The organism is Ferruginibacter sp. SUN106 (genome assembly GCF_050611765.1).
Lineage (GTDB): Bacteria > Bacteroidota > Bacteroidia > Chitinophagales > Chitinophagaceae > Ferruginibacter.
On the sequence record NZ_JBODJC010000002.1, the window covers coordinates 337,274 to 363,641 of the forward strand.

The window sequence follows — 26,368 nt, forward strand, 5'->3', positions numbered from 1 at the left end:
GCCCTATGGTCGGTGAAGACACCGACCACGGGTGTGGTTGTGGGCGGAGAGGAAAAGACTCATAATCACAAGCAATGGCCGGTGTCTTCACCGGCCAAGGAAGATAAACCTGTCACTTACAAATTCACCCTGTTCTTTTCGTCCTGCGAAGCAGAATTTCTTTGGCGGCTTGCTTTTACATTAGTGTTCCCAAATTTGTAATTGAAACTGAGGCTTACTCTTTTGCCCTCCCATTGGTTGATCCATTTAATATTTAAATTGTCGCTTAAATACCTTGCCCTGTATGCAGAAGGGCCAATGATATTGTTGAAATTTATTTTAATGGAAGCTTTATTATTCCATAATGATTTTTGCACCCCTGCGCTTACAATGTAACTGGCACGTACCCGGGTGATACCATCCCTGTAAGGTGCACTGTAATACGCACTGGTTTGAATCTTTATTTTTTCAGGTAACGTAAAAGCGTTTTCTGTTCCGATATCTACTCCAAAAAAGTTTTGATTAAACTCAAATTCAGGATAGGTAGATTTAGAATTGCCACCGCTGAAACTTATATTATTATCAATGTTCCACCATTTATATGGCTGCACACTTGCACTTATATTCAATCCTATGTATGATGAGTTACCTACATTAGCGGTAATATTTCTTACCCGGCCTGTTGCCTTATCCTGCAAAATAACGTTGGTACTTTGCGCTTTGGTATAGCTGTAACTTAAAGTGCTGTGTAAAAAATCGTTGTAGCTGTGTTTTATTTCAAAGGATTGTGTAAAGCTGGGTTTTAAATTGGGATTGCCTTCAAATTGTGTATAAGGATCAACAAAATTAATAAACGGATTGAGTGACTGATAAGATGGCCGGTTAATACGTCGGGAATAACTTATGTTCCAGGTATTTTTTTCATTTTGTTTGTAGGTTAAAAATGCACTGGGAAATAAATTGGTGTAGCTACTATCCTTTACCTGGTTAAGCGTTATGCTATTGCCGGTGTAATCCGTATTTTCTACCCTTACGCCCATTTGCAGACTGATCTTTTTCCAGTCTTTAGTAAAATTGAAATAGCCTGCAAAAATTCTCTCAGTATAAATAAAAGTATTGGTACGGTTATTATCTTTAATCCACGCATTACTGCTGTTTAAGGAATCTACCTGCAAATAATTTTTATTTTCTACATCACTGGCTTTAGCGCCTGCTTCAATTTTAAAAGCAGTATTGTACACTTTTGTAAAATCTGCTTTGGCGGTTTTTATAAAAATATCTGCCGGGCTTGCATTTCTGAATGTATAGGGATTACGGTAACTGTTGTTATTAGCATCTTTAAAATTATTGTAGTTATAATCTTCGGCTGTTCTTTTAAAAGTAACATAGTCTGCATCAAAACTCAATTCGCTACCCAGGCTGTCAATAGTTGTTTTGAGATTTACATTATAACTGATGCTGTTTGTCTTTTCATCATAATTCTTTACGGTAACAATACTGTTCAGTAATTGCCTGTTCTGGTTGCTGAAAATGGTATTATTATCCGTAACCGTTTTTTCATGTTCGCCATTGCCTTTAATTAAAAAGCCGATAATAGTTTTTTTACTGACGTTAAAATCTGCACCAATCTTAAATGAGTTCCACACTGTTTTTGGATGCCAGTAATTATCTCTGTCCTGGCAGGTAAGTATTCCATTATTTTCAACAATACTATTATAGGTAAGTTTGTTGAAGCTGTTGCTATAACCAATAAAACCGTCACTGAAAATATTGATGTTTTTATTACGGTGATTTAGTGATACAGAAGAATTTACCTTGGGATATCTGCCATAGCCAGAGCCTAAAGTATAACTGCCATTGGTACCATACTGTTTATTTTTTTTCAGTTTAATATTTATAATACCTGTTAAGCCAGCTGCATCATATTTACTGCTGGGGTTACCAATAATTTCAATTTTACTGATAGCATCGGCCTGCAGGTTTTTTAAATACTGTGTCAATTGTTCACCGGATAAGTAAAATGGTTTGCCATCAACATAAATTGTAGCAACACTACCTTTAAGTTTTAAGTTATCATCTTTATCAACAGTTACTGCCGGCGCTTTTTTTATTAATTCAAACGCCGAATTACCAACAGCAACAATACTGTTCTCTACATTTAAAACAGTTTTATCTGCCTGTATTTCTATAAACTTTTTCTTTGCCTGTACCACCACGGCTTTATTAGTCTCAAATTTTTCATGCAAAGTAATAACAGGAATATTGATGGTGCTTGTTGCAGAATCAATGACAACCGCAGCAGAAGTATACTGGTCAAATCCACTGTTGGTGATCTGAAGTTTATATACCCCGCTTGTTTTTACGATAATACTAAAATTCCCAAGACTATCAGTAACAGAGCCTTTTACCGTTTTATTATCTGCAGTATTAACCAAAGCAATATTTGCAAACGGTACAGGGGCATTTTTAGTGTTAGTTATTTTACCGGTAATTATTTTTTGCTGGCAAAAAACGGTGCTACTGAAAAAGCTAAATAACAGAGTGATCAATAATTTGTTCATGGCTATAATTTAATGATGACGTAAAATTGCACTATCTTTTTCCGCTTTTGGGCGCTTTTATACCAACCCTGCCTTATTTCCGTTCAATCAGGGGTTTGGAGTTGGTCGGATAAAAAAGGCAGTTGGCAGATATACTATCCTGATTTGTGCATTTCCGGTTACTTTTATGGTATGAAAAAATGGGTTAAAATATTGTTGCATGCAGTTTTCTGGTTTTACATTTTTGCGTGGCATAATGTTATCGGTGCCTTTTTTACACCCGATAGTTGGCGTGGTGCCAGCTACTATTTTGATCCATTATCTATAAGCCAGTATATTTTATTCCCCTGCACATTTTATTTTAACTACTTTTTTATTCTGCCGGTATTTTATAAAACCAATCAAATAGCTAAAGCATGGATAGCCTGGATTGTATTACTATTGGCTTTTATCGGGGTCAGGTATTTATTCCAGGAAGTATTATTCTTAAAATGGTTTGGCATAAAGAATTATTCAGACGATACTACAATTGGTTATTACATTTATGATAACATTTATTTTGGCGGCTTGTTGATTGTTATGAGTGTGTTATTTTGGATAATAGACGACAATATAAAATCTCAAAAAGAAAAATATTTACTACTGGAAGAAAAAAAATCTGCAGAGCTTGCTTTTTTAAAAAACCAGGTGAACCCTCATTTTATTTTTAATACCCTCAATAATATTTATGCATTGGTAAGCAGCAAATCAGATAAAGCATTACCCAGCATTGAAAAACTTTCGCACCTGATGCGGTACATGTACAAAGACAGCGATGCCGAACAGGTTAGCTTGCAAAGGGAGATAGAATACATCAACAGTTTTATAGAATTGCAGATTATCAGGCTGAGTAATAAAGAAAGTGTGCAATATAATTTTGAAGGAAATCTTACCAATCAGACTATTGCTCCTTTGTTGCTTATACCGTTTATTGAAAACATGTTTAAGCATGGTGTATTAAATAATATTGAAAAACCGTTGCAGATAAAAATAACTGTATCAAATAATAATTTAAGTTTACTTACTACCAACTATATCAACAAGAATAGTAAAGACAATTCATCAGGCATTGGATTAAACAATGTAAGAAAGAGGCTGGCACTATTATATCCTGAACATATTTTAACCATACAGCAGGATGAAAATATTTATCAGTGTAACTTGCAGTTAAACCTGGATAAAAAATGAACTGTGTAATTTTAGATGATGAGCCACTGGCAGTGGAATTACTAAGTCAATATGTGGCTGAGACAGAAAACTTATCCCTAAGCTTTGCTACCACGGATGCTTTTGCAGCCATACAATTTATTCAGAAAAATGAAGTGGATATTATTTTTTTAGATGTGCAAATGCCAGAACTATCCGGCATACAGGTATTAAAGATCATCGGCAATAATTACAAAGTAATTTTCACTACTGCTTATACTGATTATGCTTTAGATGGTTATGAATATAATATCACCGATTACTTATTGAAACCAATTACACAGGAAAGATTTTTAAAGGCGGTTGACAAAGCACTTGCAACTGGTATTGCTGCTCCATTAAAAAGCACTGGTATTGATAATGATTTTATTTTTATAAAGTCGGATAGTAAAATGATCAAGGTTAATCTTAATGAAATTCTTTTTATAGAAGGCCTGAAAGATTACATCAGCATTCAAACAACAAAAGAAAAACTGATCACCCTGCAGAATTTAAAAGCCCTGGAGCAGCATCTTTCAGGTACACAATTTATGAGGGTACACAAATCATATATAGTAGCATTGAATAAAATAGATACCATTGAAAAGAACAGGATCTTCATCGGATCAGAAGTGATACCTATTGGAGAAACTTACAGAGATATATTTTTAAAACGTATTGAAGGCAATAAACTCTGATGTACAACGAGTTTTCTACTCGTTTAAAGATATTACAAAAAACCCTTGCACTTTTAAAAGTGCAAGGGTTTTAATTTTACAAAGCGATAGATCTTATTTCTTCATCAACGCTTCAATTTCTTCTACCGTTATCGGAATATTTTTCATCAAATCTTTATTACCATTCCTGGTGATCCAGAAATTATTTTCAATCCTCACTCCCATTTGTTCTTCTTCAATATAAATACCCGGTTCAATGGTAAACACCATACCTGCTTTAATTGGTTCAGTTCTCGTTCCCAGATCATGCACATCAATACCTAAATGATGAGAGATGCCATGGTATAAATATTTTCTGTAAGCTCTGTTTTCCGGATCTTCATTTTTTACATCACTCTTGCGTATCAATCCAATTTTTAAAAATTGTTGTGTAGCTTCTTCACCAACTTTTTCTGTATAATCAATAATGCTGATGCCGGGTTTTAAAATACTGGCAGCATAGTGATGTAAATGCAAACAGGCATTATACACCGTTTTTTGCCTGCGCCCAAACTTACCATTTACAGGAATAGTTCTTGTAAGGTCTGCACAATAATTACCATACTCAGCACCAAAATCCATCAATATCAATTCACCATCTTTACATTCACGGCTGTTCTCTACATAATGTAAAGTACGTGCCCTGTCGCCACTGGCAATAATGCTGCCGTATGCCGGCCCTGCACTGCGTTGTTTCATAAACTGGTGGTAGATCTCTGCTTCAATTTCATATTCCATCACACCCGGTTTAATAAACTGCAGCAAGTGGCGGAAAGTAGTATCAGTAATATCGATTGCTTTCTGCAATACTTCCACTTCCAATGCAGATTTTATTCCTCTTACCTCTTTTAAAATTTTTGCACTGCGTTTATAATTATGCAAAGGATAACGCTGCTTCATCATTTCTGCATAGCGGTAATCTCTTACTGGAACCAGGTTTGCTTTACGGTCGTTTTCGTTGCTGTTTAAATAAATGGTATCTGCCCAATGTATCCATGGTTGCAATACACCATCTAATGTGTCCAGCCATATAATTGTTGTTATGCCCGATATAGCCGTGGCTTCATTCGCTCTTAACCGGTGGCCATCCCATTTTTCTTTCAGTTCATTCGGACGCACCAGTACCAGTACTTCCCTGTATTTAGGATCAGGATTATCCGGGTACAATACCAGCATTGTATCTTCCTGCTCAATACCTGTAAGCCAAAGCAGGTCGCTGTTTTGTTTAAATTTATAAATAGCATCGCCGTTCACAGGCAATTCGTCATTGCTGTTAAAAATGGCAATGGCATTCTTTTCCATTTTACCAACAAATCTTTTACGGTTATCAATAAAAATTTCTGCATTAAGAGGAAGATATTTCATGCGCTTTTAGTTTATAGTGCAATATACATTTTTGGTTATTCCCACAGAAAGACCGGCCCCAGATTGCACAGATTTCACAGATTTTTTGTTCAAATATGGATTTTCCTGTAGTTCGCCCGTTTATTATTGCCTTCTTTCTGTGTAATCTGTGCAATCTGTGGCCAACGGCTCTTTTGCATATGCAAAAGCTGTAATTGTTAAATTGTCTTTTTTGAGGCTGGATTAAAAAATATTCAATGCGTTCAACTATTTTGCCACAATATTTGAGGATTTTTAACAAAATACACAATATTTGAATTTACGCAATCGTTTGCGTGTAATGATTTCAATCTCATTCATTCCGCCCACAGGTGCCAGAAAGCCACATGCTATACCTTTGCCGGGAACGATTGCATAAAACTAAACCAAAAAAAATTCTTGCCATGTCAGTACCAACAATGATTGCCCTACCCAAAAAGGCTTTGGTCAATTTGGGTTTAAAATTATCCGGAGACGTACACTACCAATTATCACCTGAAGAACTAACGCAGCAAACCATACAAAGAGGCGAAGGTGTTTTAAATGATACCGGCGCTTTAGTCATCAATACCGGCAAATTTACCGGCCGCAGTCCTAAAGACAAATTCACGGTAAAGGATGCCATTACAGAAAATACTGTGCATTGGAACGATTTTAATATCGCCATAGAAGAAAAATATTTTCTGCAGTTGAAAACTAAAATGCTGCAATACTTAGGCGATAAAGAAATATGGGTACGTGATTGTTATGCCTGTGCCGATGAGAAATACAAACTAAGTTTAAGGGTGATCAATGAACAACCTTCGGCAAACTTATTTTGCTACAATATGTTCATCCGCCCTGAAGAAAGTGTATTAGAAAACTTTGCACCACAATGGCATATTATACAGGCCCCTGGTTTTAAAGCCAACCCCGATGTAGATGGTACAAGAGCAGAAAATTTTGCCATCCTCAGCTTTACACACAAAACTATTTTAATTGGTGGTACCGGCTATACCGGCGAAATGAAGAAAGGCATTTTTACCATGCTGAACTTTGTATTGCCACATAAAGCCAATGTATTAAGTATGCACTGCAGTGCCAATATGGGCAAAAGCGGTGATACTGCTGTATTTTTTGGATTAAGTGGCACTGGTAAGACTACGTTAAGTGCCGACCCTAATCGTTTATTAATTGGTGATGATGAACATGGATGGACCAATGATGGTGTATTTAATTTTGAAGGCGGCTGCTATGCAAAAACCATTGATCTGAGTGAAGAGAAAGAACCGGAAATTTATAACGCTATCAGGCCAGGTGCATTGGTAGAGAATGTAACTTTTATTGATGGCACCAATAAAATTGATTTCAGCAGTAAAAAAATAACCGAGAATACAAGAGTTAGTTATCCTTTAGATTTTATCAGTAACGCTTTAGAACCATCCGTTGGAAAAATACCAAAAAACATTTTCTTTTTAACCTGCGATGCGTATGGAGTTTTACCACCTATCAGTAAATTATCTCCGGGGCAGGCAATGTACCAGTTCATCAGCGGTTATACGGCAAAGGTAGCCGGTACCGAAGCTGGTGTTACAGAACCTAAGTCAACTTTCAGTGCTTGTTTTGGTGCACCGTTTTTACCATTGCATCCGGCACAATATGCCGAAATGCTGGGCAAAAAAATGAAGGAGCATAATGTGAAAGTATGGCTTGTAAATACCGGCTGGAGCGGTGGCCCTTATGGTATTGGCAAACGTATGAAATTAAGTTATACAAGAGCCATGATCACTGCTGCATTAGAAGGACAATTAGATACTGTGGAATACGATACCACGCCATGGTTTAAATTGTCTATTCCAAAAACCTGTCCTAATGTTCCTTCAGAAATATTAAGTGCAAGAAATACATGGCCTACACCAGAAGCATTTGATAAAAAAGCAAGAGAACTTGCTGCAGAATTTGTAAAAAACTTTGAAAAATATGCCAGCGGCGCTAATGAAGAAATTTTAGCCGCAGCACCAAGAGTATAATACCAACACAAACTAGGATTGCATGCCAGCACGTCCCCCTGTTTAATTTCGGGGGGATTTTTATTTTTTATTTTTTCTAAAACAACTTAAAGTATAAGTAAAGTCTAATTCTTTGTATAATTCAAAACCCATTTTTTGGTACCAGCTGATATTTCGTTCGGTTGAAGTTTCTAAGTAAATATTTTTGTTGAGAAATTCAGCATGATCACAGATTTGTTTTAAAAAGGCAGAGCCTGTACCCTTTCCCTGGTCATTTTTATTAACTGCTATATACCACAGGTAAAAAATATTTTTATCAGGATGCAATGCATTTATTTTCTTTTCTCTTTGTAAAGCCCTTCTAACATTGAAAAGACCAATACATTGCAGTATTAATTTTATATCCAGCACTATTGATTGTAAATTAGTTTTCTTTTTATCGGGGTATAAAATGAGTGCGCAAGCAGATTTGTCTTCATTTAAAAATATTTCTCCAAATCTATTACAGATTTCAAAAGAGTAGTCCATCAGCGCTTTTATCTGTTGTTTCTTTTTGGTACCCTGCGCAATAATATAATTTACACTTTTATTTTCTTCAAACCCTTCCACCAATAAATTTATTATAAAGTCTTTATCACCAGTTCCGGCTTTGATCATAAAGTTCATTTTCAATTTATAATCTGCAAGTAATAGTACCTCTATCTAGAATACCATTTCTTTTATCTCGCCTTCAACTGTTAATTTTCCGGCAGTTTTACCAACTATTTCTTCTACACTTACCCCCGGTGCTCTTTCTAATAATTTAAATCCATTATTAGTTACTTCTAAAACAGCTATTTCTGTTACTATTTTTTTTACGCAGCGTTTACCCGTAAGCGGTAAACTACATTGCGGGAGTAATTTACTTTCTCCTTTGGGGTTGGTATGCATCATAGCTACAATAATATTTTTTGCACTGGCCACCAGGTCCATAGCTCCACCCATTCCTTTCACCATTTTACCAGGTATTTTCCAGTTGGCAATATCCCCCTGCTCACTTACTTCCATGGCACCTAATACCGTTAAATCAACCTTACCGGCACGTATCATACCAAAGCTCATAGCACTATCAAAAAATGCAGAGCCTGGCACGGTGGTTATCGTTTGTTTACCTGCGTTAATAAGGTCAGGATTCTCTTGTCCTGCAACAGGAAAAGGCCCCATACCCAGTAATCCATTTTCGCTTTGCAGCACCACATTTATACCAGCAGGAATATAATTAGCTACCAATGTTGGTATACCAATACCAAGGTTAACGTAGTAACCATCCTTAAGTTCCTGTGCAATACGTTGTGCTATTTGTTCTTTTGATAAAGCCACTTTAAAGTAGTTTAGGAGTGTAAAGGTTCAGGTCTTGTTGTTCTTTGCTCAATTCTTTTCTCGTATTTCTCTCCTTTAAAAATCCGGTGTACATAAATACCCGGCGTATGAATATGATTAGGATCTAACTCTCCGGCAGGAACCAGTTCTTCTACTTCTGCAATAGTTATTTTTCCTGCCATTGCCATTAAGGGATTAAAATTTCTTGCGGTGGCTGCAAAAATTAAATTGCCGTCAGTATCACCCTTCCATGCTTTTACTATTGCAAAGTCTGCATCAAAAGCATATTCCATTAAATATTCTTTACCATTAAATGTCCTGGTCTCTTTTCCTGCAGCTACTTCTGTTCCAACACCTGCAGGTGTAAAAATTGCCGGCATACCATACCCTGCAGCCATACAACGTGTGGCTAAAGTTCCTTGCGGTATTAACTCCACTTCCAGTTCACCGCTTAATAACTGCCGTTCAAATTCCGCATTTTCACCTACATAAGAAGAGATCATTTTCTTTACCTGCTTTTGTTGCAGCATGAGGCCAATGCCAAAATCATCTACACCTGCATTATTGGAAATACAGGTAAGGTCTTTTATTTTTTTATCCACCAAAGCCGCAATGCAATTTTCAGGTATTCCGCACAGGCCAAACCCTCCCAGCATAATTACTGCTCCATCGCTAATACCTGCTATAGCTTCGGTTGCATTTTTATATACTTTGTTCATTACTATTCTGTCTTTAGCGTGTCTCTAAATTGCTTTCCTTTTGTATTAATAAATTTGTCTCTCGTGGCTTTATTTATCATACTGTCCAATATCGTTTGCATTAATTCCGGGTGTGTTTTATAAAATTCATAACTTTTATAAAATTCGTCCCTGGATGTTTTATGCACAGCGAATATCTGCTGCTGCAGTTTCACATTTTCCACTTCTGTTTTTTTTGAAGAGTCCTTGGTAATAAAATTAAAGGTGAATGCATCAGCACGTAGGACATCCCACAACACCGTTTGCATTTGTGCAGGTTTTAAAATCCCTTTGGGTATTTCATTTTTACTTCCGCAGGAAAATAAAAAAAGAGCACTCAGCAATACAATGTGTTTCAACGTCATTTCAGCTCATCTTTATATTTATTGGCATTGGTAACATCCATTTTTTGCAATAGTTCCGATGCCCTTGCTTTATCCTGTTGTGGTGCTTTCGAAAAAAGTTTGATCAGCTCTGTAGATTTTCCCTGGAAGAAAAACTGGTTGATCATTTTATTAGGGTTGTCGGTATTAAAATTATTCAGGAGGTTAAGTACATTCATTACTTCGGACCTTGCAGTACTTTCATCCTCATAAAATTTATCCATACCAAGCCGGTAATAATTATAATACACATCATGCATTATGGTGTAGCGGCTGTTCTGCATGTTTTCCACCAGCCAGTAACGGTTACGTGTACCGTCAAATGCTTTCCAGCCTGAAATCCCTCTGCCATCAGGTGCATTGTTTACAATGTTCTGTGCTTTTTGAAAATAGGCATCGCCACCATGCTGAGAAAATGAATCGTAGTCAAAAGCCAGTATCATGTAAGCATAATAAGCAAATACTGCTGTAAGGTTTGATGCCTGGGCATCGGAACCTGTTACCCTGTTTTCGTTAAAATCAAGTTGTTGAAATTCTACATACTTAAACGTAATACTCTCATCCCTGAAATTAATAATCGGAGAAAGGTATGAGGTATTAAAGATGGGTCTTGCTGCTTGTATAGTTAAGCTGGCGTTATATACATTGGTTTCTGCAGTAGCCTCCAGGTTTAGTAAAAAATTACAGTCTATTTTTTCATTGGGAAGAAAGTTATCGCTTGTCCACTTGCGATTATTCATAAAATTATTCAATGCCGTTTGCAGTGTTTTAAACACTCCGGGGTTAACCGAATTACCCACCTGGTTGCTTACTATTGAAATAGTAGCTCTTAACTCCTGTGCTTGTAAAAGCCCGGTAGTAAAAACAAGGAGGATCAAAAAAAACAATTTACGCATGTAGTAATTTAATAATAGTGTTTACAATATCTTTTGCCACTTCCTGTTTTGATTTGGTATCAAAATTATACTCCTTTCCTCCCCTGTCAAAAATAGTGATTTTGTTTGTGTCATGGCCAAATCCTGCACCTATGTCATTTAAAGAATTTAATACAATCATGTCGGCATTTTTAGTTTGCAGTTTTTTCAGTGCATACGCCTTTTCATTATTGGTTTCCAGGGCAAAACCAACCAGGAACTGCTTATCAGTTTTTTTTTCGCCCAGAGATTTTAAAATATCTTTTGTTTTGGTTAATTCAATAGTAAAACTGTCGTCGTTCTTTTTTATTTTTTCTGAAGCAATATTTACTGGTGTGTAATCTGCCACAGCCGCACTCATTACTGCAATATCCATTTTGTCAAAACGACTTATACAAGCTTCATACATTTCACTGGCCGATTTGACCTTTATCACTTCTATATTTTCGGGTGCCGTAATTATAGACGGACCTAATACCAACGTAACATTAGCTCCACGGCTTTGCATTTCTGCAGCTAAGGCAATACCCATTTTACCTGATGAATGATTTCCGATAAAACGAACAGGATCTAAAGCTTCATAGGTTGGTCCTGCCGTTACCAAAATCTTTTTACCCTTCAGTTCAAGTTTATTCAAAAAAAAATGGTCAAGCCACTCAACGATATTTTCGGGTTCAGCCATTCTCCCTTCACCAATTAACCCACTTGCCAGTTCACCATTTGCTACAGGAATGATGTGATTACTAAATGAGCTTAGTTTTTTAAGGTTATCCTTTGTAGAGGTATGATGCCACATATCTTCGTCCATTGCTGGCGCCACTACTACCGGGCAGGTGGCAGACAGGTAAACTGCCATCAGGAGATTATCACACAAGCCATTGGCCATTTTAGCCAGCGTATTGCAACTCAATGGCGCAATCAGCATAATATCGGCCCAGCGGCCCAGCATTACATGATTGGCCCAGCTATCATTATTGGCAATATCAGATAGCACATCGTTTTTAGATAAAGTGGATAGTACAAGGGGCGTTACAAAATCTTTTGCCGCAGTGGTCATTATTACTTTTACTTCAGCGCCTTGTTTTACCAGCAACCTTACCAGTACCGCAGTTTTGTAAGCTGCAATACTGCCTGTAATCCCCAGTATTATCTTTTTTCCTTGTAGCATAAAAAATCCCGTTTCGCTTTGAGGCGGAACGGGATAAAATTATAACATCTTCTGTTAATAATATTGCTAATTTATTGCTTTTCTTAGCTGAACAGGTCTTCATCGTTTTTACGGAAGTACACTTTGTCTTCCATAAATTCCGTAGTTGCCAATAATGCCGGATTAGGCATGCGTTCATAAGCTTTAGAAATTTCAATCTGTTCTTTATTTTCGTGAATTTCTTCCAGGCTGTCTGTATGACTGGCAAATTCTTCCAGTTTATTGTGCAATTCTTCTTTAACTGTAATGTTGATCTGGTTTGCCCTTTTTGCAATTATGGCAATAGATTCATACACATTACCTGTTTTCATCTTGATATCATATAAACTTTTAGGCTCTACCGAACTACTGGTATTACCGCTTAACTGACGACGTAGTTTGCTCATTTTTTATTACTTTAATGTGATTTTGACTTAAGTTACTATAGCTTTCTGCTTCTTTTAATAATTTGCTTTCCGGGTAACGGTCAGCAAAGTCCTGGTATTCACTGGTCACTTTTTCAAAACGCTCAATTTGTTTTTCCTCAAAACTTAGCTTGGCAAATTTATACCAGGCTTTTACAATTTTCAATTTATACTCATCGCCACTAGGTGATTCAGGATAATTGTTCATTAAATTGGTAAAAGCTAAGGCTGCTGCCCTGTATTGCCCCAGGTTGTAATACAACTCTGCAGAACGATATTCTTTTTGTTCCAGCTTTATCCTGCACTTATCAATGATCTCAGTAGCCTCTTTAATACGTTCCGATCCCGGATGCGTATTAATAAAAGTCTGCATCATTCCAATTGCTTTGGTGGTATTTACCTGTTCCAATTCCAGCTTCGGCGATTGCTTATAAAAACAATACGCATGCAGGTAATCTACTTCTTCAGCTTTAGGGCTATTAGGAAAAACCTCCAGGAACCCCTTAAATAATTGCTGTGCCTGCAGGTAATCCTTCATGTAATAAAAGCAATAAGCATCTTTATAATACAACTCCTCAAACTTTACCGTTCCTTTAAATACAGGGAACAGTTCTTCGTATAATTGCTGCGCAACTTTGTATTTCTTTTTAGCAAAGAATTCGTCAGCCATTTTAAGCTTATACTCGTAATCTTTACTTTTATACACTTTGTTATACTTATTATTACAGGATACTGCAATAATCAATAAAACGAGGCCCGTCAATACAATCTTAGTTACTCTCATATAAAGGAATGCAAAATTAATGGAATTTAGTCAAAAATGCCAGTAAATAAACAATCAGCCAAAAATTGCTAGTTAAGACTTTGATAAATAGCGGTTAGTTGATGAGTAATAATTATTGGCTGGCGCTTACAAATCATTAACCATTCCAAAAAAAAGCCCTCCCGAAACCGGAAGGGCTATCATTGAGCAAAAAGTGAAATGTTTGAAAATCTATTAGTTAGATTTTATATCAACCGTATTCTTGTCACCACCACCAACTTCGCAGTTAGTAGTAATTCTGTCTGCACTAATACCTTCTTTTTCAACAAGATAGTTTTTAATTGCTTCTAATCTTTTGTTGCAATTAGCCTGAGAAGCTTTAGATGCTTCTGGATAGCCAGTTACAGTGATTGTACAAGTTGGGCTGCCTTTTAGTTTAGCTGCACAAGTTGCAAGCATTGATTTAGCATCTGCAGTTAATGCCGGGCTGTTACCTTTAAATGAAAGACTTGGGTAGTCAGTAGGACATGGAGGAACCACTACTTTAGGATTTTTGCAACATTCAGGATCTGGGCATTTACCTACACCATCAGCATCAACTGGTTGGCAAGAAGTTGGAGTAATTAACTCTTTATCTTTACAATCAGGAACACCATCACCATCAGTATCAGCAGTAACACCATGAGTGTTAACCGGGCAACCTGCAGGAGTATTTGGTTCTCTGTCTAAGTGATCACAAACGCCATCACCATCAGTATCAGGACATTCCATTTTCGGAATCTTAACATTGCGGTGGTTCATTAACTCATCGTAAGCATAATCCAATGGATTCTGCCACCATAATGGTTCTACAGATTTAGCACCTAAATTAAAGTTTAAACCAATAGAAGCATAGTTATAAGAATCGAAATCACCAGTTAAAGAAGCATCACCCCACGCCTGCTCCTGCCATTGCTGGCCATCAAGCAAATCATCTTTGGTAAATGTCCACCTGTCTTCAATAGCAAGATTTACTCTTTTACCTAATTTAAAGGCAACACCAGCTAATACAGTACCAGATGGTTTTAAAGTATTCTTACCAATTTTAGGACGACGTGAACCCTGGTTTTCAGCAGGTGTTTCGTAGGTTTTATCCATTCCGTTTTTCAATGCTTTCAGCACATCTTTACGGTTTGAGTATGTTCCACTTGCCAAACCATTGAATAATGCACGGTAAGGATTACCATTTGCATCCAATGAGTTAACCATAGTATTGTACAAAGTAGCACCGATACCACCACCACCATACAACACAATACCAGTTTTTTGTTTGTGGAAACGAATATTATTTAAAGTAACAATACCCTGAAGGCCTAAGTCCTGTACTTTAGTTTTGTAATTGTAATACACCTGGTCTGCTGTTGCAGAAGCATTACCTGCACGGTCAGTGTAAGTAACTGCACCTGTGTTACTTCTTTCTGGTGAGAAATAACGTTTACCTGCAGGTAAATTTAAATTCCAGGCTTCATTTTTACCAAAATTGCTTGATGCCAGCCAGTTTTGGCCTTTACCAACAGTATTAATGTATTGCAACCTTAAAGAGAAGATATAACCAAAAGCCTTTCTTACATGTACACCAAAGTTTGGTGCAGTGAAAGCCTTAGCGGCAACATCACCACTTACAGTGAAAAGACCGGTAGAAACACCAACTTCCCATTGGTTACGTGGCTTAGCTGGAAAATTATACGATTTATTCCAGAATTCGTTTTGCTGCGGCATCCTTTTAGCAGGAATAACAGAGGAATCATAAACACTTCCACTTCCTCCAACCTGGGCAAATGCACCCACGGCAAGGAACATAAAAGCGCTTAATAAAAATTTGTACTTTTTGCTTGTCATAACTTAATAATTAATAAAATTTCTAAATGTGTACGAGTTGATTTTACTGCAAAAATATCGAATGAGAGTTATAAACCAAAATTTTTAATATTTAATTTTAGTTACCAAACTACCCATAAGATACTGTATTTAAATAGTTAAAGACGTCATATTCAGACAATTCGTTGCAATAAAGTTAAAGTTTTTCTTGGTACCCGTATAATTATTTTTCAATTATTTTGCTGGCAGAAACTTATAAAATAGTTTGAGGACGGATTATAGTGGCTTATATTGCCTTCATTTTCTATGAAATTTGTAACTGACATTATTGGAGAAGAGCTGAAGACTTTTGAGAAAAAATTTGCCGGAGCTGTAAAAAGCAGTACGCCTTTGCTGGACAGGATAATGAAATACATTATTAAACGCAAAGGGAAACAAATGCGGCCAATGTTTGTTTTTTTAAGCGCCAAATTACATGGAAGTATTAATGAGAGCACTTACAGAGCCGCTGCCCTGGTAGAGTTACTGCATACTGCCACCTTAGTGCACGACGATGTGGTGGACGAATCACTGGAAAGACGGGGTTTTTTTTCAATTAATGCCATCTGGAAAAATAAAATTGCTGTTTTAGTAGGAGATTACCTGCTTTCCAAAGGTCTATTATTGTCAACATCCAATAATGACTTTGAACATTTGCACATTCTTTCTGATGCGGTGCAGCAAATGAGTGAAGGCGAATTGTTGCAGATAGAAAAGTCAAGGAAACTAAATTTAAAAGAAGATATTTATTTTGAGATCATCAGGAATAAAACAGCCTCTTTACTATCATCGGCCTGTGCAGTGGGTGCATACAGCACTACTAAAGACGGAACCGTTACTGCTAAAATGAAATTGTTTGGAGAAAAAGCAGGTATTGCTTTTCAGATAAAAGATGACCTTTTTGACTATGGTAAAGAAGATATTGGAAAACCTACCGGTAATGATATCAAGGAAAAAAAACTTACACTACCGCTGATATATACCCTGAATAAAATCGATGCAAAAAAAAGAAGGGAATTAATTTATATCATAAAAAATGAGAACAAGAATCCAAAAAAAGTTAAGTTTGTTATTGATACTGTAGTAGAAGCCGGAGGCATAAAATATGCTACAGAGAAAATGATTCAATACAGGGATGAAGCATTAACCATTCTCTACGAATTTGAGGACGGTGAAACCAGGAGAGCTCTTGAACAATTAGTGCGCTATACCACCGATAGAAAATATTAAACCTCATCTACACCTTTTGCTATATTAAGTTTAAAATGGTAATGAAAACCGTTTATGTATTAGTATTGATTGTAAACATTGAACAAATTATTATTTGGAAAAACGCTGGAATATATTACCTGCAGATGACACTAAAGCAACCGCTTTACAGCAATCTCTTAAAGTTAGCAAAACCCTTTGCTCTATATTAGTACAAAGAGGCATTGATAGTTTTGAAAAAGCCAAAGATTACTTCAGGCCGCAGCTGAGTGATTTACATGATGCCTGGCTGATGAAGGATATGGATAAAGCTGTGCAACGTATTGTATCGGCCTTTGAAAAGAAAGAAAAGGTTTTAGTATTTGGAGATTACGACGTTGACGGCACTACCAGTGTGGCGTGCATGTACCAGTTCCTGCATAAAATTTACGATCCGGCTTTATTAGATTTTTATATCCCTCACCGCTACCGTGAAGGTTATGGTGTAAGCAAAATGGGTATTGATTTTGCCGCTGCCAATAACTTTACTTTAATTATTTCGTTAGACTGCGGTATTAAATCTGTTGATTTGATTGCTTATGCAAAAAGCTTAGGTATTGATTTTATTGTTTGCGATCATCACCTGCCCGATGATATTATACCTGATGCTGTTGCCATTCTTAATCCTAAACAAAAAGATTGTTATTATCCTTATAAAGAATTGTGTGGCTGCGGAGTGGGCTTTAAATTGATCACTGCCCTGGCACAACATTATAATATTGAAGAAGAATATTATTATTGTTATTTAGACCTGGTTGCTACCGCAATTGCAGCAGACATTGTTCCCATGACGGGGGAAAACAGGATCATGGCATTTTATGGTTTGGAAAAGATCAATAATAATCCTAATCCGGGAATAAAAGCACTGATTCATTTAGGTGGTATTCAAAAAAAGTTATCCATTAATAATGTGGTTTTTGTAATTGCGCCAAGGGTAAATGCTGCGGGCAGAATGGACGACGCAAGAAAAGCAGTACAGCTTTTTATTGAACCAGAATATAAAAATGCATTGGCATTTGCAGAAATGCTACACAGCGATAACAGCGACCGCAAAGAAGCAGATAGCAGCATCACTGAAGAGGCTCTCGCCATAATTGAAGCTGATGAAAAACTGATCAATAAAAAAACTACCGTAGTTTTTAAAGATCACTGGCATAAAGGCGTGGTGGGCATTGTTGCCAGCAGAATGATTGAAAAATATTACCGGCCTACGGTTGTGCTTACGCAAAGTGGTGAAGTAGCTGCAGGAAGTGCCAGGAGTGTACCAGGTTTTAATTTATACGAAGCCATACACGCCTGCCGGGAATACCTGTTGGGTTACGGCGGTCATTTTGCTGCTGCAGGTATGTCTCTGTTACCCGAAAATATAACTGCCTTTGCAAACAAATTTGAAGAAGTAGTAAGCGCTACAATAGAACCACACTTACTAATACCCGAAATTATTATTGACAGCCCGGTTTCGTTTAAAGAAATTACGACTTCATTTTACAGTATCATTTGCCAGATGGAACCTTTTGGCCCGGAAAATATGCGACCCGTTTTTGTTGTTAAAAATGTTTCGGATACTGGTTATTCAAAAATTGTAAAAGAGCTTCATATACGTTTTGTTTTAAAACAGGATAACATTACTTTTACTGGTATTGGCTTTAATATGGCACCTAAGTTTCATTTACTGCAATTGCAAAAGCCTGTTGATGTAGTGTTTACCATTGATGAAAACGAATGGAATGGTAGTACCACATTGCAATTAAAAGTTATTGACCTAAGATTATCCGAATGAGAAAATCCCTCTCTTATATAAAATACTTTTTTTACCTGGCTTACAACTGGAATATAAAAATTGCACTGCATATCCTGCGCCAGGAAATTAAAGGTGAAGAAAAATATGGCATTACTACAACAGGTGCTGATGAATTAAGATCCCTGGAGAAAAAAGGTATAGAAATTGACCATTCCACCATTTACATGCCTGTAAGTTATGATGTATTGGAAGATGTTTGCCCCCACCCGGCCAAAGAAAGTAAAGCACATTTTTTAGATATTGGCTGCGGTAAAGGGAGAGCTATGTGCGTAGCCGCTGCAAATGGTTTTACAAAAGTAACCGGGATAGATTTTTCAAAAGAATTTTGCAATGCAGCTGCAGTAAATCTTGCTATAACTAAACAAAAATTTCCCGGCCTGCAATACAAGATAATTAATAACGATGCTTTTTATTTTGAGATACCCAATGACGTAGATTGCATTTTTATGTTTAACCCTTTTGATGAAATAATAATGGATGCTGTGGCTGAAAATATATTGGAGAGTTTTGAAATAGCCCCAAGAACCATCACACTTATTTACGCCAACCCATTGCACAAAGAAAAATTACTGGAGGTTGGTTTTAAACAAATCTACCATACACAAAAAATGAATTACCTGGAGGCTGTAATTTTAGAATTGAAATAAAAAAGAGGATTGTTAGTAAGACAATCCTCTTTGAATATATGCTTATGATATTGCTGCTAAAGTGAGGGCCAAAATATAATTTCAGCATGCCATACTTAGCTCATCAACTCCACACTCCTGTTTATAAAATTAGTTAAGCTATTGCCTTTTAATAACCCTTGCGATAACAATGCAAGGTCTGCAAGATTATGAACTAATTTTTCCTGTTTTTCTTTTACCTCTGCAGAAAGGATATTTTTGTATACCGGGTGGTTGCCATTTACTGTTAGCGTAACTTCATCGGGCATATTAGCATAAAAAGCTCCCATACCACCGGCACCCTGCATGGCTGCCATGTCTTTCATACGACGCATGAATTCAGGCCGGGTTGCTACTACTGGCGGTGTATCATTACTTAATCCTTTTACTTCAACAGTTACATTTAATTCGGGAATCTTTACGCCGAATAATTCTTTTAGTTTAGCTTCTTCATCTTTACTCAAAACACTATCCCCACCTTCCTGCTTGTCAATTAAATTATCAGTAATGTCACTATCTACTCTTACAAACTGTACCTTTTCCCATTTCATTTCCATTTGTTGTATAAAGCCATTGTCAATGATGGTCTCCATCTTCACCACTTTATATCCCTTAGTTACAGCTTGCTGTATATAAGCATCCTGTTGTACAGGATTTGTTGTATACAGAATAACGAGGTTTCCTTCTTTATTTTTTTGCAGGGTTTCTGTTGCCAGCCTGTATTCTTCCAATGTGTAGAAAGTATTGTCTTTTGCATCCTGCAGAATATGAAATTTATTGGCCTTGTCTAAAAACTTATCATCGGTCATCATACCGTACTTAACAAACAAGCCAAGGCTTTCCCATTTTTCTTCAAACTGTTTTCTGTCGTTCTTAAATATATCTTCTAATTTATCGGCAACTTTTTTAGTGATATGGCTGCTGATCCTTTTTACATTCTGATCGCCTTGTAAATAACTACGGCTAACATTTAAAGGAATATCCGGGCTATCGATAACACCATGCATCAGCATTAAAAACTCCGGTACAATTTCTTTTACTTCATCAGTAACAAATACCTGGTTGCTGTACAATTGTATTTTATCCTTTTGTATTTCGTAACTCTGTTTAATTTTTGGAAAGTACAGAATACCGGTTAGATTGAAAGGGTAATCCACGTTTAAATGAATCCAGAATAATGGCGTTTCTCCATAAGGATACAACTCTTTATAAAAATTGATATAATCTTCATCCGTTAGTTCTGATGGCTTTTTTGTCCAGGCCGGTGTTGGGTTGTTGATGGACTTTTCTTCCAGGGCAACTTCACCCTCTTTTAATTCTTCAGGTTTTTCATTTACATCTTTAAAATAAATAGGCACCGGTAAAAACCTGCAAAATTTTTGTAGCATTGCTTCAATGCGGTATTTATCTAAAAACTCTTTGCTTTCTTCATTAATATGCAAAACAATATCAGTTCCCCTGATTTCTTTTTCCACCTCTTCCAAAGTAAATTCCGGGCTGCCATCACATTCCCATCTTACAGCTTTTGCATCTTCCCTGAAACTTTTACTAAACACTTCTACTTTATCACTTACCATAAAGGCAGAATAAAAACCTAAACCAAAATGGCCGATGATATTATTTTCATTCTGGCCTTTGTACTTTTCTAAAAATTCTTCGGCACCACTAAAAGCCAACTGGTTTAAATATTTGTCCACTTCTTCTGCTGTCATACCAACGCCCCTGTCACTAATGGTGAGTGTCTTTTTTTCAGTGTCTAATTGTACGTCAATCCTTAATTCACCTAAATCCCCTTTGGCTTCACCAATAGAAGAAAGCGTTTTTAGTTTTTGTGTAGCATCAATTGCATTACTTACCAGTTCCCTTATAAAAATCTCATGATCACTATATAAGAATTTTTTAATGATCGGGAAGATATTCTCCGTTTGTACACGTATGTTTCCTTTTTGCATATAATTGATTGTTATTATTTAATGCTCCATTGTCAAACAAAATGCCAGTTTTTAAATGCTGACAGGATGTCAAATTGTTAATAAATTCTTTACACCAAAATTACAATTAAGTTGATTTATGAGGGTAGTTTTGAAGTTCGACTAAAACTAAACAAGACCTTATCATGACTAAATTATTTACTTCCAAATTTTTCCTGCTCCTATGCTTTATAATCCTGAGAATAAACACACAGGCGCAAACTAATCCTACTGCACAAGCATTGCCTTATACACAAAATTTCAGTACACTCACAGGAAGTACTACCGCATTCCCGGCAGGTTTTCAAGGCTGGGGATTTGGGACTACAGCCATAACTACCAGTTTTAATACTGCAGCTCCAACTGCTGACCAGGCACTGGCGGGAGCAACAAATGCTACCACGTCTGGGTTTGTAGGAGACATGAATGGCAAGTTGGGGGTTTTGGCAACCGGAACAAATATAAAAGCAGCTTGTTTAGCTATAAATACCACGGGGCTCACTAACATTTCCGTTTCGTACCTGGCAGCTACTCAAAGACAACAGACTACCGATCGTATTGGTGAACTAGGAGTACAATACCGCATTGGAACTTCGGGTACTTTTACCAATATTACCGGCAGCACTTATCAAAATAATGGCGCTGCAAACAATACCTCCGGTACCGGAAGCTTAAATGCTACAACTGTAACTTTTACTTTACCTGCCGCCTGCGCAAACCAGGCAGTAGTGCAGTTAAGATGGATACAAAGAGATGTAAGTGGCGCTAATGGAAGGCCAAGTTTTTCAATTGATGATATCTCAATAAGCGGAACTCCGTTAATATCTTCAAATGCAGATCTTTCTAATTTAACATTAAGCAGCGGGACACTGGTTCCTGTTTTTGCTTCAGCAACAACCGCTTATACAGCTAATGTGGCTAACAACATTAGTTCAATAACTACCACACCAACAGCAAGTGATGTTAATGCAACTATAACTGTAAATGGAAATACTGTTACAAGCGGAAACCCTTCGGCATCAATTCCCTTAAATGTTGGCTCCAATACTATAACCACTGTAGTAACCGCACAAGATGCTGTTACTACCAAGACATATACTGTAAATGTAACAAGGGCAGCAGCAGGTATACCTACCTTAACTGCAACATCTCCCCTCGCTGACTTCAGCAATGTGTGTATCAACACAACAGCAGGGCCTAATTCTTTTACTCTTGACGGTGTAGACCTTGATGGTAGTAATATTTCCATTGCCTCACTTGCAGGGTTTACTTATTCCGAAACAATTGCGGGTACATTTACATCGTCATTAAGTTTTTCTTATAGTGGCTCGGCTTTTACAGGAAAAGTTATCTACGTAAAATTTAGTCCAACTTTAGTACAATCATATAACGGTACAATCAGTTTAAGTGGCGGTGGTCTTGCGGCTTCGTATACAGTTGCAGCTACGGGTTCAGGCATTAATACAAAACCAACAGTTACTACAGGAGCAAGCTCCGCAGTAAGTGCAACTACTGCCACTGTAGCAGGAACAATAAACAGTAACGGTTGTACTACTGTTACAGCCTATGGCATTGAATATAGTACCAGTTCTGGCTTCCCGGATGGTACAGGAACACCGTTAGCTGCTTCAAATTTAAATGCTGGAAATTACAGCGTTACAATTACAGGTCTTGCTCCCAATACCAGATATTATTTTAAAGCTTATGCCACTAATGCAGCAGGTACAAGTTACGGTACCCAGCAGGCATTTACGAATACACCTTTACCCGTACCAATGGGTTTACAACCCGGTTTAAGTTATACGCAGGATTTTACAGATGTGGGTACTTGGGGAGATTTCTTTACCTCTGGCAATGGTGCCAATCATTTTGGTGGTCTTTCAGCCAATGCCACAGGTACTATCCCTGATGGTATAAAGCTTACTGCATCAACTTCAAATTTTCAAAGCAATTCGTTCACTTCTTCAGGCGGTGTACATCGTTTTATTGATCAGACCACACCAACACAATCTATTATTTTATTGTCTACCGGCTCACCAGATAATACCACTTCTGCAGCGATAGATTTTTATATGGACTTTACTGGTGTAAATGCAGGCACCTTAAGTTTTGACTATGCCACCATAAATAACTCAACAGGAAACAGAAATGGTTCGTTGAGAGTTTATGCAACTGTGGATGGTACTACATTTACAGAATTACCTTTTGCAGATGTACTTGATTTTACTAATAATGTTCCTATCAGTGGTTCTAAAACAAATATTGCATTACCAGCAATTTTTAACAATAGTGCTACAGCAAGGCTAAGGTTTTACTATCATAACGGTAGCGGAAACACTGGTTCTGGCTCAAGACCTAAAATCAGTATCGATAATTTAAATGTTACTGCAGTAGCTACTACACCCTGCGCCAGCCCAACTGCTCCTGCAACCAATTTAACTTTTGGAACAATAACCGACGTATCCATTGCCGGAAGCTTTACTGCCTCCGCCCCTGCTTCAGATGAATACCTTGTGGTAGCCAGTGTTAACAGCAGCCTTACAGGCAACCCAACGGATGGACAGATATACAATGTTGGTGATAACCTTGGCGATGGTACTGTGGTATCAAGAAGTAATAGCACCAGCTTTACCGCAACAGGCTTAACACCGTTGACTCAATATTATTTCTTTGTATTTCCTTTAAACAGCATTTGCACAGGCGGACCTTTATACAATACAGCCAGCGTACTTAACGGAACTGCAAGTACTATAGCCGGCTTACCACCATGTGCAGCTCCTGCATCACAACCAACAGGATTAATTCTTAATCCACCTGCACCCACTATTAATACTATACAAGGTTCATTTACTGCCACCACTGCAGATGAATACCTGGTATTAAGAAGTACTTCAACAACTTTAAGTAATAATCCTGTGAATGCACAAGTGTACAATGCCGGAGATATTTTAGGTAATGCAGTTGTAGTAACAAGGGGTGCATCTTCTTCATTTACTGCAAATGGTTTGCTGCCGAATACGCAGTATTATTTCTTCGTTTTCAGTTTAAATTCATCTTCTTGTATTAATGGCCCGGTTTACAATATTGTTACTCCTTTAACCGGAACAGAAACTACACAACCATTGCCTCCATGTGTTGCACCCCCTAATCAAGCTACACAACTTAATTTAACCGCATCTAATACTGCCGTATCCGGCACATTTACGGGCATATCCGGTGCAGATGATTATTTAGTGATTCAGAGTTTGTCGCCAACATTATCAGCATCTCCTGTTGACAATACTGATTACGCTGTGGGAAATGCTTTTGGCGGTGGCGTAGTTGTTGCTAACAGCAGTCTTACTACCTTCCTTTCCACCAGTCTTACTGCAAACACTACTTATTATTACTTTGTATTTGCAGCCAATAAAAATTGTTCGGGTGGTACAAAATATGCAACCGGCGCTTCATTAAACAGCAGCATTGTTACAGGCAATGTACTTACTAATAATTATTATTTTGGTACACTGCATTCTCATTCTGATTATTCTGATGGTAACCAGGATCATCCCGGCTATACTCCTACAGATGATTATACCTATGCTATGACAGCACAGTGTATGGATTACCTGGGTATATCTGAACACAATCATTTCTCTACAGTAAACAACCCGGGTAATACGGTTACTAATTATCACCTTGGTGTAAACGAAGCTACTACATTCAGCAATGCACATCCGGGCTTCCTGGCATTGTATGGAATGGAATGGGGTGTGATAAGCGGTGGCGGACACGTAGTAATATATGGTGATGGTATGGACAACCTTTGGGGATGGGAAAGTGGCAGTGGCGCATGGGGCGCTGCTAATAACTACGACGTATACGTGCCGAAGAGTACCTACACCGGAAGTACAGGATTGTTTAAAACTGTAAACGATAATAAAGCAACCAATACTTTTGCCACGTTGGCTCATCCTAACTTAACCGACTATAATAATATTGCTGGTACCGGTTATGATATTGTTGCAGATAGTGCCATTACAGGGGCGGCAGTAGAAAGTGGCCCGGCTACTACTACCAATACTACTTATTCAAATCCGGGTTCATCAATGTCTTATTTATGGTATTATCAAACCATGTTGGCAAAGGGTTATCACCTTGGGCCAACTATTGATCATGATAACCACAATACTACTTTTGGCCATACCACTTATTCCAGGACGGCTATTGTTGCGCCTGTACTTACAAAAACAGCATTGGTTACAGGTATGAAGAATATGAATTTTTATGCCACTCAGGATTGTGATAGCAAAGTTGATTTTACTATCAACACAAAAATCATGGGCTCTTTGATATCCGACAGGTTTGCACCAAACATTGCGGTTAATTTAACTGATCTTACTACATCAACTTCGGGTGCAATTATCAGGGTGATGTATGGCGTACCGGGTAGTGGCGTATTACCTGTAAAAATCGATTCTGTAATTGGTAACAGTTTACGTTTTACAGATATTAATCTACCTGATAACACCACGGGTTATTATTACATTGATATTACTAATGGCACCAGCCGTATTGTAACTTCTCCAATCTGGTATGCCAGGAATGATGCATCAGGTGGCCCGCTACCGGTAAAATTAAATTCCTTTACTGTTCAAAAAATTAACAACAGTGCAAAGATCACCTGGAGTACAGAACAGGAAATTAACAGCAGCCATTTTATAGTGGAAAGATCTGTAGATGGCAGAACATGGAATACTATTGCCACAGTTGCCGCAGCAGGAAATAGTTCTCATCGTACTGACTATGGCATTTATGATAATGCACCGATGAGAGGCATTAATTATTACCGCCTTAAAGAAGTAGATAAAGATGCCAAATATGATTATTCTGATATCAAAAAAGCATTGTTCAATTCTAACTATACTGCCGAAGTAGTACCTAATCCTGCAAAAGATTTTATCAACCTATACATTGCTAAAACGGGCAATCAGCAGGCCACTGTACAGGTATTAAACGCAGATGGCAAAATGGTGTATAAAACTAACACCACACAATCTCATTTGCAGATAAATACCGCCGGTATGAGCAAAGGATTATATTTTGTGAAAGTTATAGATGCAGATAATGTAACCACGCTGAAAGTGATCGTACAATAGTACAATAAAATAAAATCTTCAAACAAAAGCCCCCAAATCATTGGGGGCTTTTT

The 26,368-nt window shown here is 37.3% G+C and carries 19 protein-coding genes; 7 read left to right on the forward strand and 12 right to left on the reverse strand.

Annotation, left to right across the window (positions count from 1 at the left end):
* Positions 1-116 precede the first annotated feature (116 nt).
* Positions 117-2,540: a TonB-dependent receptor domain-containing protein gene (locus ACQ334_RS07485; RefSeq protein WP_430987562.1), complete on the reverse strand. Its 2,424-nt coding sequence runs from the start codon at positions 2,538-2,540 to the stop codon at positions 117-119.
* Positions 2,541-2,711: 171 nt separating this feature from the next.
* Between ACQ334_RS07485 and ACQ334_RS07490 the strand changes: the two genes are divergently transcribed.
* Both ACQ334_RS07490 and ACQ334_RS07495 read left to right on the forward strand, forming a co-directional pair.
* The gene (locus ACQ334_RS07490; protein WP_430987563.1) at positions 2,712-3,746 is read left to right on the forward strand and encodes a sensor histidine kinase; all 1,035 of its coding nucleotides are present in this window, start codon (positions 2,712-2,714) and stop codon (positions 3,744-3,746) included.
* Positions 3,743-4,441, forward strand: coding sequence for a LytR/AlgR family response regulator transcription factor (locus ACQ334_RS07495; RefSeq protein WP_430987564.1), 699 nt, complete (start codon positions 3,743-3,745; stop codon positions 4,439-4,441). Before ACQ334_RS07490 ends, ACQ334_RS07495 begins: the two co-directional genes overlap by 4 nt.
* Positions 4,442-4,534: 93 nt before the next feature.
* Here ACQ334_RS07495 and ACQ334_RS07500 read toward each other — a convergent pair whose 3' ends face one another.
* Positions 4,535-5,824 (reverse strand): aminopeptidase P family protein, encoded by a 1,290-nt coding sequence (locus ACQ334_RS07500; RefSeq protein WP_430987565.1) that lies wholly within the window; start codon positions 5,822-5,824, stop codon positions 4,535-4,537.
* Positions 5,825-6,246: 422 nt separating this feature from the next.
* Here ACQ334_RS07500 and pckA point away from each other — a divergent pair, with 422 nt between their 5' ends.
* Positions 6,247-7,851 (forward strand): phosphoenolpyruvate carboxykinase (ATP), encoded by a 1,605-nt coding sequence (gene pckA, locus ACQ334_RS07505; protein ID WP_430987566.1) that lies wholly within the window; start codon positions 6,247-6,249, stop codon positions 7,849-7,851.
* A 60-nt stretch (positions 7,852-7,911) separates the two neighbouring features.
* On the opposite strand, the gene ACQ334_RS07510 is transcribed toward pckA, so the two are convergent.
* The 9 genes from ACQ334_RS07510 to ACQ334_RS07550 all read right to left on the reverse strand — a co-directional run bounded on the left by ACQ334_RS07510 (position 7,912) and on the right by ACQ334_RS07550 (position 15,475).
* A complete protein-coding gene (locus ACQ334_RS07510; RefSeq protein ID WP_430987567.1) occupies positions 7,912-8,487 on the reverse strand; it encodes a GNAT family N-acetyltransferase in 576 nt (191 codons plus the stop codon).
* A gap of 45 nt (positions 8,488-8,532) precedes the next feature.
* The gene (locus ACQ334_RS07515; RefSeq protein WP_430987568.1) at positions 8,533-9,189 is read right to left on the reverse strand and encodes a CoA transferase subunit B; all 657 of its coding nucleotides are present in this window, start codon (positions 9,187-9,189) and stop codon (positions 8,533-8,535) included.
* An 11-nt stretch (positions 9,190-9,200) separates the two neighbouring features.
* Positions 9,201-9,908, reverse strand: a complete 708-nt coding sequence (locus ACQ334_RS07520; protein ID WP_430987569.1) for a CoA transferase subunit A — start codon at positions 9,906-9,908, stop codon at positions 9,201-9,203.
* A 2-nt stretch (positions 9,909-9,910) separates the two neighbouring features.
* A complete protein-coding gene (locus ACQ334_RS07525; RefSeq protein ID WP_430987570.1) occupies positions 9,911-10,291 on the reverse strand; it encodes a DUF4296 domain-containing protein in 381 nt (126 codons plus the stop codon).
* Positions 10,288-11,205: a DUF4835 family protein gene (locus ACQ334_RS07530; protein ID WP_430987571.1), complete on the reverse strand. Its 918-nt coding sequence runs from the start codon at positions 11,203-11,205 to the stop codon at positions 10,288-10,290. Before ACQ334_RS07530 ends, ACQ334_RS07525 begins: the two co-directional genes overlap by 4 nt.
* Positions 11,198-12,391, reverse strand: coding sequence for a bifunctional phosphopantothenoylcysteine decarboxylase/phosphopantothenate--cysteine ligase CoaBC (gene coaBC, locus ACQ334_RS07535; protein WP_430987572.1), 1,194 nt, complete (start codon positions 12,389-12,391; stop codon positions 11,198-11,200). The genes ACQ334_RS07530 and coaBC overlap by 8 nt, the downstream gene beginning before the upstream one ends.
* An 83-nt stretch (positions 12,392-12,474) precedes the next feature.
* Entirely contained in the window at positions 12,475-12,816 is a 342-nt protein-coding gene (locus ACQ334_RS07540) for a DNA-directed RNA polymerase subunit omega (RefSeq protein WP_430987573.1), read from the reverse strand.
* The gene (locus tag ACQ334_RS07545) at positions 12,785-13,618 is read right to left on the reverse strand and encodes an outer membrane protein assembly factor BamD (RefSeq protein ID WP_430987574.1); all 834 of its coding nucleotides are present in this window, start codon (positions 13,616-13,618) and stop codon (positions 12,785-12,787) included. The genes ACQ334_RS07540 and ACQ334_RS07545 overlap by 32 nt, the downstream gene beginning before the upstream one ends.
* 213 nt (positions 13,619-13,831) lie before the next feature.
* A complete protein-coding gene (locus ACQ334_RS07550) occupies positions 13,832-15,475 on the reverse strand; it encodes an OmpA family protein (RefSeq protein WP_430987575.1) in 1,644 nt (547 codons plus the stop codon).
* A gap of 285 nt (positions 15,476-15,760) precedes the next feature.
* Here ACQ334_RS07550 and ACQ334_RS07555 point away from each other — a divergent pair, with 285 nt between their 5' ends.
* The 3 genes from ACQ334_RS07555 (at position 15,761) to ACQ334_RS07565 (ending at position 19,189) form a co-directional block, all read left to right on the forward strand.
* Positions 15,761-16,723, forward strand: a complete 963-nt coding sequence (locus ACQ334_RS07555) for a polyprenyl synthetase family protein (RefSeq protein WP_430987576.1) — start codon at positions 15,761-15,763, stop codon at positions 16,721-16,723.
* Between the two features lie 94 nt (positions 16,724-16,817).
* Positions 16,818-18,521 carry a single-stranded-DNA-specific exonuclease RecJ gene (gene recJ / locus ACQ334_RS07560; RefSeq protein WP_430987577.1) on the forward strand — a complete coding sequence of 568 codons (1,704 nt, stop codon included), beginning with the start codon at positions 16,818-16,820 and terminating at the stop codon, positions 18,519-18,521.
* The gene (locus ACQ334_RS07565) at positions 18,518-19,189 is read left to right on the forward strand and encodes a class I SAM-dependent methyltransferase (RefSeq protein WP_430987578.1); all 672 of its coding nucleotides are present in this window, start codon (positions 18,518-18,520) and stop codon (positions 19,187-19,189) included. Before recJ ends, ACQ334_RS07565 begins: the two co-directional genes overlap by 4 nt.
* A 95-nt stretch (positions 19,190-19,284) precedes the next feature.
* Here ACQ334_RS07565 and htpG read toward each other — a convergent pair whose 3' ends face one another.
* Positions 19,285-21,159: a molecular chaperone HtpG gene (gene htpG, locus ACQ334_RS07570; protein ID WP_430987579.1), complete on the reverse strand. Its 1,875-nt coding sequence runs from the start codon at positions 21,157-21,159 to the stop codon at positions 19,285-19,287.
* Between the two features lie 164 nt (positions 21,160-21,323).
* On the opposite strand from htpG, the gene ACQ334_RS07575 reads away from it, so the two are divergent.
* Entirely contained in the window at positions 21,324-26,315 is a 4,992-nt protein-coding gene (locus ACQ334_RS07575; protein ID WP_430987580.1) for a cadherin-like beta sandwich domain-containing protein, read from the forward strand.
* Positions 26,316-26,368: the final 53 nt, after the last annotated feature.